Origin of the sequence: Collimonas pratensis, assembly GCF_001584185.1 — a bacterium.
In the GTDB taxonomy this organism is placed as follows: domain Bacteria; phylum Pseudomonadota; class Gammaproteobacteria; order Burkholderiales; family Burkholderiaceae_D; genus Collimonas; species Collimonas pratensis.
On the sequence record NZ_CP013234.1, the window covers coordinates 674,797 to 686,195 of the forward strand.

General features: G+C 61.8%; 13 protein-coding genes and 1 pseudogene. 3 read left to right on the forward strand and 11 right to left on the reverse strand.

The window, feature by feature from the left end:
* The 11 genes and pseudogenes from CPter91_RS03065 to ftsY form a co-directional block, all read right to left on the reverse strand.
* Nucleotides 1–531, reverse strand: coding sequence for a DUF4390 domain-containing protein (locus CPter91_RS03065; protein WP_061936775.1), 531 nt, complete (start codon nt 529–531; stop codon nt 1–3).
* A gap of 143 nt (nt 532–674) precedes the next feature.
* Nucleotides 675–1,982 (reverse strand): 16S rRNA (cytosine(967)-C(5))-methyltransferase RsmB, encoded by a 1,308-nt coding sequence (gene rsmB, locus CPter91_RS03070; protein ID WP_061936779.1) that lies wholly within the window; start codon nt 1,980–1,982, stop codon nt 675–677.
* A gap of 69 nt (nt 1,983–2,051) precedes the next feature.
* Nucleotides 2,052–2,691: pseudogene (locus tag CPter91_RS03075) on the reverse strand (LysE family translocator).
* A gap of 191 nt (nt 2,692–2,882) precedes the next feature.
* Nucleotides 2,883–3,776: an alpha/beta hydrolase gene (locus CPter91_RS03080; RefSeq protein WP_061936782.1), complete on the reverse strand. Its 894-nt coding sequence runs from the start codon at nt 3,774–3,776 to the stop codon at nt 2,883–2,885.
* On the reverse strand, nt 3,776–4,120 hold the full coding sequence (locus tag CPter91_RS03085) for a DUF1840 domain-containing protein (protein ID WP_061936785.1): 345 nt from the start codon (nt 4,118–4,120) through the stop codon (nt 3,776–3,778). Before CPter91_RS03085 ends, CPter91_RS03080 begins: the two co-directional genes overlap by 1 nt.
* A 119-nt stretch (nt 4,121–4,239) precedes the next feature.
* On the reverse strand, nt 4,240–4,788 hold the full coding sequence (locus tag CPter91_RS03090; RefSeq protein WP_236905924.1) for a hypothetical protein: 549 nt from the start codon (nt 4,786–4,788) through the stop codon (nt 4,240–4,242).
* A gap of 36 nt (nt 4,789–4,824) precedes the next feature.
* Nucleotides 4,825–5,784 (reverse strand): DMT family transporter, encoded by a 960-nt coding sequence (locus tag CPter91_RS03095; protein WP_061936791.1) that lies wholly within the window; start codon nt 5,782–5,784, stop codon nt 4,825–4,827.
* 92 nt (nt 5,785–5,876) lie between these two features.
* Complete coding sequence (locus tag CPter91_RS03100) at nt 5,877–6,713, reverse strand: AraC family transcriptional regulator (protein ID WP_061936792.1); 837 nt, start codon at nt 6,711–6,713, stop codon at nt 5,877–5,879.
* A gap of 9 nt (nt 6,714–6,722) precedes the next feature.
* Nucleotides 6,723–7,649: a permease-like cell division protein FtsX gene (gene ftsX / locus CPter91_RS03105; RefSeq protein WP_061936795.1), complete on the reverse strand. Its 927-nt coding sequence runs from the start codon at nt 7,647–7,649 to the stop codon at nt 6,723–6,725.
* Entirely contained in the window at nt 7,646–8,338 is a 693-nt protein-coding gene (locus tag CPter91_RS03110; RefSeq protein WP_061936799.1) for a cell division ATP-binding protein FtsE, read from the reverse strand. Before CPter91_RS03110 ends, ftsX begins: the two co-directional genes overlap by 4 nt.
* Before the next feature lie 60 nt (nt 8,339–8,398).
* Entirely contained in the window at nt 8,399–9,547 is a 1,149-nt protein-coding gene (gene ftsY / locus CPter91_RS03115; RefSeq protein ID WP_061936802.1) for a signal recognition particle-docking protein FtsY, read from the reverse strand.
* A 204-nt stretch (nt 9,548–9,751) separates the two neighbouring features.
* On the opposite strand from ftsY, the gene rsmD reads away from it, so the two are divergent.
* The 3 genes from rsmD to CPter91_RS03130 all read left to right on the forward strand — a co-directional run bounded on the left by rsmD (nt 9,752) and on the right by CPter91_RS03130 (nt 11,321).
* Complete coding sequence (rsmD, locus tag CPter91_RS03120) at nt 9,752–10,411, forward strand: 16S rRNA (guanine(966)-N(2))-methyltransferase RsmD (RefSeq protein ID WP_061936804.1); 660 nt, start codon at nt 9,752–9,754, stop codon at nt 10,409–10,411.
* 48 nt (nt 10,412–10,459) lie between these two features.
* Entirely contained in the window at nt 10,460–10,948 is a 489-nt protein-coding gene (coaD, locus tag CPter91_RS03125; RefSeq protein WP_038485166.1) for a pantetheine-phosphate adenylyltransferase, read from the forward strand.
* Between the two features lie 94 nt (nt 10,949–11,042).
* On the forward strand, nt 11,043–11,321 hold the full coding sequence (locus tag CPter91_RS03130) for a YfhL family 4Fe-4S dicluster ferredoxin (protein ID WP_061936807.1): 279 nt from the start codon (nt 11,043–11,045) through the stop codon (nt 11,319–11,321).
* Nucleotides 11,322–11,399: the final 78 nt, after the last annotated feature.

The following is an 11,399-nucleotide window of genomic DNA, read 5'->3' on the forward strand; positions in this document are numbered from 1 at the left end:
CTATTCCGCCTTGTAGTTGAAACTCTTCCAGTCGGAAGAAAAACGCCAGTCGCTATTGTTGAGGGCGTTGACCTGGAACGGCTTGGACAGCAGCCCGAGGTCGAGGCCCATGCGCACCGCGACCCGGTACACCTCGCCTTGCTTGAGCGCGCTCTTGTCGGCGATCAGCCAACGGCTAGGGCGGCGGATCAGCGCCAGGGCATCGTCCAATGTAGTGAAGCTCTGCTGCAGGCTGCCGTTGATGGCGACGTTATAGCGCCGCGTGATGAGGTTGTATTGCAGCCGGATGGTCTGCGTGGCGGTGATCGCCTTTTCATCGAACCAGTACCAGCGCGGCCGCGTCAGTTCCACATCAGTCGTAAAGTACAGGGTGACGCCGCGATTGATCACGTCTTCCAGGCCGCGGTTGAGGTCGAAGGAAAAGATTGCCGACAGCCTGTAACCGTCGTCGCCAGCTTCGATATGGGCCTGGCTCAACTCTACGCCGTCGGAAGCAAAGCTGGACGCGTGGCTAAAAGACAGCGCTAGCATCAGGGCCAGCAGCCAGTATTTTAAGAATTGAGGCAATGGTCGTGTCACTGGTATCTGTTACGGAGCAAAATCCGCTAAAAATAGTGCATTAACAAGGAAGGCGGCGCCATGCTGCTTGCGGCGCCAGATAGTTTTCTATTTCATCATTTTTGAAACAAGGCATAAAACAGCCCGTCATGGTCCTGTTCGGCATCCGCCCGCGGCAGCAACTGGCCTGGCGCCGGCAGCCTGCGGGCATTGTTGCGCTGGGCGAACGCCGCGGCCTGGGCCTCGGATTCTTGCGGCCAGACAGAACATGTTACCAGCAGCAATTTACCATCCGGCCGTAGCATCTGCCATAGATTGTCCAGAATCTTTGCCGAAAGTGTTGCCAGCTGCTCGGTATCGGTCTTGCGCCGCAGCCAGCGGATATCCGGATGGCGCCGCACGATACCGGAGGCTGTGCAGGGGACGTCGGCCAGGATGCGGTCGAACAGCTTGCCATCCCACCAGTCCTTGCCGTCGCTGCTGATGCTGGCGTCGCCCAGCTGCAGCGTGGCTTGCAATTGCAGGCGCTGCAGGTTCTGGGTGATGCGCTGCAAGCGCTTGGGATTGTTGTCCAGTGCGGTCAGTTCGACCTCGGCGGTTTCCAGGATATGGCAGGTTTTGCCGCCAGGAGCGGCGCAGGCATCCAGCACCCGCATGCCGTCTTGCACATCCAGCAACGGCGCCGCCAGTTGCGCCGCTGCGTCCTGCACTGAGGCCAGGCCGTCTTCAAAGCCGGGAATCTGCGTCACCGGCATGGCGGTATCCAGGCGGATGGCGTCGGCGCCGATCTGGCGCGCGCCGATATCGTGGCTGGCCAGGGTTTCCAGGTAGGCCGCTACCGTGGTCTTGCGGCGGTTGACGCGCAAGGTCAGCGGCGGCGCCGCGTTGCCTGCAGTCAGGATGGCTTGCCATTGTTCCGGGTAAGCTGCTTTCATGCGGTCTATCCACCAGACCGGATAATTCCACAAGCCGAACGGCGTCTTGACGGCGATCGCCACCAAGGCTTCGCGCTCGCGCAGGAAACGGCGCAGCACGGCGTTGGCCATACCCTTGGCGTGGGCCATCTGCGGGTCGGAATCGACTGCCGTGACAGCCTGGTTGACCACAGTAAAATTTTCGTAGGCAGGGTCGTCGACATCGGCCAGCAGGCACAAGGCGGCGCACAGCAGACAGTGCAGCAGGGTCGGTTCCGGCGGCCGGCTGGCCAGGCTGCCCAGCAAGGTTTCCGCGCGTCCGATGCCGCGCATGGTGCGGTAGGCGATGTCCTGGATGGCGCCGCGGGTCGGCGCCGGAGCGGCCGATTGCGCAAATACCTGGGTCAGCGCTTGCGGCAGCGCCGCGCCGTCGCGCACCAGGGCGATGGCTTGGGCCGCGCCCAGCAGGCTGAACGCGAGAGAATCTTTTTTGAGGGTTGAATAAGTCACAAGTGATTAAAGGCTACGCTACGGTTAGGGTGTGCAAGAGATCGGTCTGGCAAGATCACAAGGCTTTATTTAGTTTCGGGTCAGCGCCAGTTTCATTCCCAGCGCGACAAAGGCGGCGCCGACGCTGCGCTCCAGCCAGTGCTTCACCTGCGGATTGTTGCTGGCATGCTGGCTGAGCGTCCCGGCCAGCATGGCGGTGCCGCTGTTCCAGCACAGCGTCACCACGGAAAACACGGCGCCCAGCAACAGGAAAGCGGCAGTCTTGTGCTGCGCATCGTGCAGCACGAATTGCGGGAAAAACGACAGGAAAAACAGGATCACCTTGGGATTGAGCACATTGGTGATCAAGGCTTGCAGGAAAATCGTCTTGTGCGAACGCAGGTCCAGCTGCGGCTCGCTGGCGCTGGCGGCCTTTTTTTTTGCTGAAAAGCATCTTCAGGCCGAGATAGATCAGGTAAGCGCCGCCGGCCAGCTTGACTGCCATGAACGCAGTGGCCGAGGCCGCCAGCAAGGCGGTGAGTCCGAAAGCCGACAAGGTGGCGTGGATGCAGCAGCCGGCCGTGATGCCCAGCGCCGACAGCAAGCCGGCGCGGCGCCCTTGCGCCACGCTGCGGCCGACTATATAGGCGGTATCCGGGCCGGGAGTGGCGTTCAGTAACAGGACGGCCATCAGGAACAGGCCAAAATCGGTAATGCCGAACGAAATCATGGCGGCGCTAGACAGGATGGTAACAATGCGATTGTAGCGGGGATATGCTCGCGAACCTACGGTTAGGTCGCGATTGTGGCAGGAAAAATGATGAAATTGGCGGATCGCTTGACAGCAGCGTTAGCTTGCCCTAACGGACAGGGCTGCCAGCGGCACAAATGTCCTTGTGATAATTTCTGAGTGGAACAGTATCAGCTTGCCAATGCTACGCTGGCGGCGGGCAACGGCTGCAGCATGTGCTGCGCGTCTAGCCAGCGCCGGACATCGGCAAATACGCGCTCGGCGCCGATTTCATTGAAGATCTCGTGATACATGCCTTCATAGTCGCGCATGGTGCCGATTTCAGGGCGCAGGGCGGCGAAAAAGTGGCGGCTGCCTTCTGGATCGATGATGCGGTCGCCGCCGGCGATCACCATCAGGGTCGGCAGCGTCAGCGTCGGCGCCTGCTCGATAGCAAAGGCGCCGGCATGCAGCATGCTGTTCAGCAGGCGCGGGCTGATCTTGTTGTGCACCAGCGGATCGAGGCGGTAAGCCTTGGCCACGGTGAGGTCGTGCGACAGCAGGTTGACGTCCAGGCCGTTAGGCGCCGCCAGGCCGGGGGCAATGGTCGACATCAGCTTGAGCAGGCCATGCTGGAAGCCGCTCATGCGCAGCGCCAGCGCCGGCGAAGACAGGATCAGGCCGCGCAGCGACGCCATCTGCGCCACCGCAAAGCGTGCCGCGAACAGGCCGCCCATGCTGTGGCCGAAGAGGATCGGAGTAGTGTTTTCCAGCTCGGGATGGATCAGCTCTTGCTGCCGGCTGAAGTCGTTCAGCACCAGCTTGGCGTCGCGCAGCAGGGCGTTGTCGTCTGGCGCATCGCCGCGGCGGCCGCCGGAACGGCCGTGGCCGCGATGATCGTAGCTGCGCACCAGCAAGCCGCAACGATTGAAAAAACGGATGACATGGGCGTAACGTCCGGAATGTTCGCCCAGGCCGTGCATCAGCAGGATACTGCCGGCGACCGGCTCGCCGGGAGCCAGTGGCCAGTCGGTAACGAACAGCGAGACGCCGTCGTCGGTCGTAAGCTGCTGCTCACGGGGCATTAGACGCCCCAGAGTACGTCGTCGTTGTGCTTGTGGGCTTCGCGCAGCATTTCCAGCAGCGGATGGATGCGGCTGGCCAGGTTCACCGTCTGCACCGGCTCATGGCCGCTGTCGTCGCCAGCTGCATTGTGGTGGGCGGCGATGTCGTGCTGCACGCTGCCGGAAGCTGGATGGGCGCGGCTTTCCGACGCTTCTTGCTCAAGGCGGGCAATCGCGTCCGCGCCTTCAGCGGCGGTGATCACGCCGATCTTTACGTCTTTATGCAGCAGATCGAGAATGCGCTTGGCGTCGTGCTCGAACATGATGACTTCGGACGATGCCTTGGATTTGAACGTAACTAACATAAAACCTCAAAATATTGTTTTTGATAAAAAAGACATTGTACAGAATAGTTGTTTGTCCCGGTTGCCGCCAGTTTTGTCACCGCCGGTTACACAGCTGACAAGTAGCGGTAACGCCAGCGCTAATCATGCTTGAAAGAAGTGATGAAAGTGTCAACATTTTCCCGCGTCACCTGCTTTTCCGGACCCATCACGATCACCTGGTAGATTTCCTTGTCCTTGCTGACGAAGTGGCCGAACAGGATTTCTTCCTTGCCGGCCGGAGTCTTGCCGACCGCTTCGATGTCGATGCTGGACGATAGCCCCTGGCTGCTGCTGGCGGCCGCGGTCGATTTCTCGGAGCGCACCGTGCCGTTGATATTTTTCACCAGCGCGGTTTTCATGGCAATCAAAGCTGCCTGCGCCTTGGCAGCGTCCGGCACCGTGGCGCTGCCCACGGCGAACACGGTGTCGTCGACCTTGGAAGCGGTCATGGTCATGGTGAGCACGGTGCCGTCGAGGTCGACCGGACGGGCAAAGGTCGAGGGCTTGGTCGGCAGCAGGATGCTGTAAGGGGCGTCCTTGCTGCGCACTTCGCGCCAGTTGAACTTGGGCGAGCAGGCCGCGAGCAGGAGGACTGTGCCGGCGCACAGCAACAATGCGCGGACGGCTGGATGAGAGGCAGTTTTCACTAGAGTGCGCAGCAGGCTGCAAAGAGGAAACGACCTCTATGGTATCTGATGCTGGAAGGTGCGCACACCAAAAATGATGCCTATGCACAACAGGACGATCCCGGCCATGACTTGCACGCCAGGCACGGCGCCGCGGAAAATGAAGGCGTACAGCAGCGCCGACAGGGTTTCGAACACGATCAGCTGTGCCAGCAGCGCCGTCGGCAGGCGCTGGCTGGCCTTGTTCCAGAGCAGGGTGCCGATCCAGGAAGCGGACAGGCCGATAAACAGCATCAGGCCGACGAACTGCAAGGGGCGCGGGCCAAACGGGAAGGAATAGCTGCCGCCGCTCAGCTTCTGGTAAGCGCCGTAGCCGAACAGCCCGATCAGCGCCAGCGGCAACACCGCCAGGCCTTGGGCCGTCGCCCAGGTGGATGGACTGATATGCGGATTGGCGCGCAGATAGCGGGCATTGACGATCGGATACCAGGTCCAGGCAGCGACGCCGCCAAGCGCGATCAGGCAGCCCAGCAGGTAATCGCCCATGGAACGGGTATTGCCGCTGCCGGCCTGCTGCATATGCTTCAGTTCGGCGGCGTTGACGCACAGGATACCGATGAAAATGATCAGCAGCGAAGGCGCCAGCCGGCGCCAGGCCACGCTTTCGCTGGCATGGCCGGGCGACCAGTTGGAAAATACCGAAATCACCACTGGCAAGGTGCCGATCAGCATGGTCGGCAGCGGCGCGTCGGCCAGCTGGATCGCCGTCGCCAGGGCGGCGTAATACAGCAGGTTGCCGACCAGCGAGAGTTTCAGCGCGGCGCGCCAGTCTGCCTTGCTCAAGGCGGCGATGCGCTTGCGGTGCAGCAGCGCCGGCGCCAATGCAATCAGGCCGAACGCCACATAGCGGCCGAACGACAGCATCAGGCCCGGATAGTCCGGCAGCAGCAGCGGCGCAATGAAGACCAGTCCCCACATCAGGCCGGCGCCGAGTGCGCACAAAAGTCCGGTCAGCATGAGAAGCCGCCGCAACGGACTGCAAAGATAAAACGAGGTGAAGCCATGGGGAGTTCAGGGATGAGTAGCGATTGCCCCCATCATGCCAAGCTTTAAGCCAGCGGTCTTGTACCAATTTGCTGCTGGTATTGCGCCGGCGTGACGCCATAGGCGCGCTTGAACCAGCGCGTCAGGTGGCTCTGGTCGGTCAGACCGACCGCGGCGGCGGCGTCGGTCGGCGTGCTGCGCCGGGCCAGCAGGATCTTGGCGCGGGCGGCGCGGCGCGCCTGCAGGTACTGGTGCGGAGTGGCGTGGAATTCGGCGGCGAAAGTGCGCACGAAATGAAACACCGACATGCCGGCTTCCGCCGCCAGGGTGTCGATGTGCAGCGTCTGGTCGAGATTGGCTTCGATGCAGTCGAGCACGCGCCGTATTGCCAGCATACGCTGCGGATGGTGCGCCGTGACGCTGGCGACCGGACGCAGGTTCTTGCCGTAGCGCTGCGTCACCGCATCGATCAGCTGCGTGAAATGCGAGACGAAAGCGATGTCGTCCGGCGCCTGCCACATGCGCCGGAACAACCGGCGAAAGCTGTCGGCCAGCACCGGATCGTGTTCGGTAGCGCCGTTGAAATAGGCTTCGCTGCCGGTCATTGCGTGCAAGATCTGCGGCTCGATATACAGCATCTGGTAAGTCCAGCCGGCCGCAACTTCGGCATGGCCGTCATGCAGCTCGTCCGGGTTGAGCAGCACCAGCGTGCCGGCCGGGGCCAGGTGCTGGCCGCCCTTGTAGCGGAAGCGCTCGACCCCGCTTTCGATCGCGCCCAGTGAATAGGCATCGTGCACATGCGGAGCGAATTCATGGTCCACCAGCCGCGCCGAATACAATTCCACGCCCGGCAGGTGCGGGCTAGTCTTGAAGGTAACGAATTCGGACGGGTGATGGAACATGGCGGGTTCTCAGGCGAGCCGCGCCAGGTGGCGCCGCACCGACAGCACCGCGCCGGCCAGGCCGAGGCCGGCGCTGATTGCCAGCAGCACGACGCTGGCGAGCCAGTTGAGCGGCAGCAGGCGGAATTCGGAGGCGTACAAACGAGCGAATTCAGAGATCGCCTGGTTCAGAGGTTGCAAGCCGAGCGCCACCGCAGCCAGCGCCAGGCCGCCGGCGCACAGGCCAAGCAGCGCGCCGGTGTAATAAAAGGGCCGGTGGATAAAGCTGTCGGTGGCGCCGACCAGCTTGGCCACGGCGATTTCCTCGCGCTGCGTCAGCACCTGCAGGCGCACGGTATTGAACACCACCGCCACCACCACTACTGCCAGGGTCGCCGCCAGGAACAGCAGCACCAGCCGTAGGATGCCGAGCAAGGCTGCCAGTCGCTTGACCCATTCCGAGTCGACCTGCACGGTATCGACACCGGGCAAGGCCTTGAGATCGGCGGCGATAAGATCGACGCGGGCGGCATCGGGTGCGTCGTGGAAACCGACCAGCTTCAGCACATAGGCGTCCGGCAAGGGATTCTGGCCGAGGGTGGTCAGGGCATCGTCCATGCCGGTCTTGTTTTTCAGGCTGATCAGGGCGTCTTCGCGCGGGATGAACAGCACCTTGGCCGTGCTGTGATGCTGTTGCAGGATGGCGTCAATCGGCTTGGCCAGCGCCGCGGTCTTGTCGCGCGCGGCATCCAGCGCCATGAAGATGCTGATTTCCGGTTCCACCGCCAGCTGTTCCGAGACCGGGCGGATGTTTTCGATCAGGGTCAGGCCGCCGAACGGCAAGGCCAGCGCAATCGCCACCACCAGCACGTTGAGGGCAAAGCCGCCAGGCGCCTTGAACAGGTGGCGGAAGGCGTCGCTGATGGCGAACAGGTGTTGTCGCAGCCAGCTCTTCATGCGACACCTCCGGTGTTGCGCACGGCAGAGTTTTGCCAGTGGTCGACGATCTGCCCTTGGTCCAGGAACACGACACGGTTGGCGCTGTTGAGGAATTGCTCGTCGTGGGTGGAAATCAGGCAGGTGACGCCGACCGCATGGAAGGACTTCAGCGCATCCAGCACCTTGTTGGCGTTGTCACGGTCGAGATTGGCGGTCGGCTCGTCGGCCAGGATGATCTGCGGCCGGTTGACGATGGCACGGGCGATCGACACCCGCTGCTGTTCGCCGCCGGACAGCGCTTGCGGATCGCTCGCCGCCTTGTCCAGCAGCCCGACCCGGTCCAGCGCCGCCTGCGCGCGCTTCTCGGCTTCGACCCGGGTGGCGCCGGTGACCAGCAAGGGCAGCATGACATTGGCCAGTACGCTGCGATCTTGCAGCAGTTTCTGCTGCTGCAGGATCAGGCCGAGATTGCGCCGCAGGTAGGGCAGGCCGGACGATTTCAGCTTGCCGACATTGGCGCCGCTGACCGTCAGGCTGCCGCCGCTGGGTCGTTCGATCGCTGCGATCAGGTTCAGCAGGGTGGTTTTACCGGCGCCGGACGGGCCTGCCAGGAAAATCAGGTCGCCCTTGTTGACCGTCAGCGTGATATCGCGCAGTGCGAACACGTCGCGCGCATATTTCTTGGATACCTGGTTGAATTCAATCATTGCAAATGTTGGCTGGTAGCGATGGCAATACGGCTTGAATGGAAACCCGGAACAACGTCTTTAACTGAGCAATGCATCCACAAAATCGGCGGCATTAAACGGCTGCAAGTCTTCGATCTGTTCGCCGACGCCGATGAAATACACCGGAATGGCGCGGGTGGTGGCGATGGCGGCCAGCACGCCGCCCTTGGCGGTGCCGTCCAGCTTGGTGATCACCAGCCCGGTCAGGCCCAGCGCATCGTCGAAAGCCTTGACCTGCGCCAGCGCATTCTGGCCGGTGTTGCCGTCGATGACCAGCAGGATTTCATGCGGCGCGGTGGCCATGCCCTTGCCGATCACGCGCTTGATTTTCTTCAGCTCGTCCATCAGGTGCAACTGGGTCGGCAGGCGGCCGGCGGTATCCACCATGACGACATTGGTGCCGCGCGCCTGCGCCGAGTGGACGGCGTCGAAAGCGACCGCGGCCGGGTCGCCGGATTCTTGCGAGATCACGGTGACGTTATTGCGTTCGCCCCAGATCGTCAATTGTTCGCGGGCGGCGGCGCGGAAGGTATCGCCGGCAGCCAGCAATACCGATTGCTTGTGCGCTTGCAGGTGCTTGGCCAGCTTGCCGATGGTAGTGGTCTTGCCAGCGCCGTTGACGCCGGCGATCATGATCACCAGCGGCTGATGCTGGTCCAGCACCAGCGGCTTTTGCAAGGGCGTCAGCAAATCGATCAGTAAGCTGCGCAGCGCTGCCTTGACCTGGCTCGCCTCGGTCAGCTTTTCTTCCTTGACCTTCTTTTTCAGGGCGTTGAGCAGGAAATGGGTGGCATCGACGCCGGCGTCCGACACCAGCAGGGCCGATTCCAGTTCTTCGTACAGGTCGTCGTCGATCTTGGCGCCGACGAACAGGGTGCTGAGGTTGGTGGAGGTCTTGGACAGCCCGCTCTTCAGGCGCGACAGCCAGGAGCGCTTTTGCTCCGCCGCGACCGGCGCCGAGACAATCTCGTTTTCCGCTTCAGCGGCGACGACTGCCGGCGGCTCGCTTGCCAGGGCAGCGGGGACGACAGCGGGGACAACAGCCGGAACGTCCGCCGGCGAAATATCAGCCACGACGGCGGGAGTCGCCTCAACTGGCGCGGTTTCTATCGTTTCTACCTGCGGTAATTCGGCTGCCGGCAAAGGCGCAACTTCGGGTTTTGGTTTTTTCTTGAAGAAACTAAACATCTGAGGCCTGGTCTGTCGGGCGGTGAAAAAGGGTGCGGCGGCGGGCTGTCGGAGCCTGCCGCACAAGAGGTACAATCACCGGCATTCTATCAGAGCAGCGGCTATCGATTTAGGGATAGTCTTGCCCGCCAGCCTCTAAAACGGCTGCCGCGGACGCCCAAATTGACGAAATCCGGGCAATTTTTTCCATCTTTATTAAAATTAATGAAAAAACCAAGCAGCAAAAAGCCGCCGAAAACGCCGGTACATGCGATCAAGCCGCCTTTGGCGCGCCAGGTCAGGATTATTGGCGGCGCCTGGAAGCGCACGCCGCTGGCGGTGCTGGAATGCGAAGGCTTGCGGCCGACCCCGGACCGGGTGCGCGAAACCCTGTTCAACTGGCTGAATCATTTGCTGGATGGCAACTGGGCCACGGTGCGCTGTCTGGACCTGTTCGCCGGCACCGGCGCCCTCGGTTTCGAGGCCGCCAGCCGCGGCGCGCTGGAAGTCGTCATGATCGAGCACAACACCCCGGCGGCGCGCCAGCTGGAAGCCACCAAGGCCAAGCTGGACGCCGGTCAGGTACGGGTGCTGCGCAGCGATGCGGCGACCTGGCTAGCTAGGGCTAGCGCCGAAGCAGCAACGGAAACCGGCCGCTACGACCTGATTTTCCTGGACCCGCCCTACCAGCAAGGCTGGCTGGAAAAGGTGCTGCCGCTGTGCCAGGGTTTGCTGGCCGAACACGGTTTGCTGTACCTGGAGGCGGAGTTTGCGCTGGCGGAGGACGCCTTGCCGGCCTGGCTGGCCGGCTGGCAGCTGCTGCGGGCGGACAAGGCAGGCATGGTGTACTATCACTTGCTAAAAAGGCAAGCTGCTTCGGCCTGAGGCAAATTCAGGCATAATGCGCGATCTGATTGGGGCAAGGGGAAGAAGATGGTCACTGCAGTTTATCCGGGAACGTTCGATCCGCTCACGCGTGGTCACGAAGATTTGGTACGGCGCGCGTCCGGGCTGTTCGACAAACTGGTGGTCGGGGTTGCCGACAGCAAGAACAAGAAACCGTTTTTCTCGCTCGAAGAGCGCCTGTCGATCGCCAACGAGGTGCTCGGCCACTACCCCAATGTGCAGGTGGAAAGCTTTTCCGGTCTGCTCAAGGATTTCGTCCGCCAGCATGACGCCAACGTGATCGTGCGCGGCTTGCGCGCGGTCTCCGACTTCGAGTTCGAGTTCCAGATGGCCGGCATGAATCGCTATCTGCTGCCGGATGTCGAAACCCTGTTCCTGACGCCGTCCGACCAGTACCAGTTCATCTCCGGCACCATCGTGCGCGAAATCGCCACCCTGGGCGGCGATGTCTCCAAGTTTGTCTTCCCTTCGGTCGAAAAATGGCTGAAGGAAAAGCTCGACGCCCAGCAGCCTTAAGCGCTTTCCCGCTAAAAAGAATAAAATGGCCGGAGCAGGACGGGATTGCCCGCTCTGCTTTCGGCCTCCGCTGTATTTTGAATAGAGTAGTGCAATGGCTTTACTGATCACCGATGACTGTATCAATTGCGACGTGTGCGAGCCCGAGTGCCCGAACGGTGCGATCTATATGGGGCCGCTGATATACGAAATCGACCCTCACAAGTGTACCGAATGCGTCGGCCATTTCAATGAACCGCAATGTCAGCAGGTTTGCCCGGTCAGCTGCATTCCGCTGGACCCGGCCTGGCACGAATCCAAAGAGCAGCTGCAAGCCAAGTATGAGCGCCTGCAGGCTGAACTGGCTGCACCCGCCGCCGCCAAGCAACCCTGATCTTCCTCTCCGTGCCGCCAAGTCGGCATCGGCACTATGCCGATTTCGTCATCTATTGCATGGCGTAGCAGCAAGACA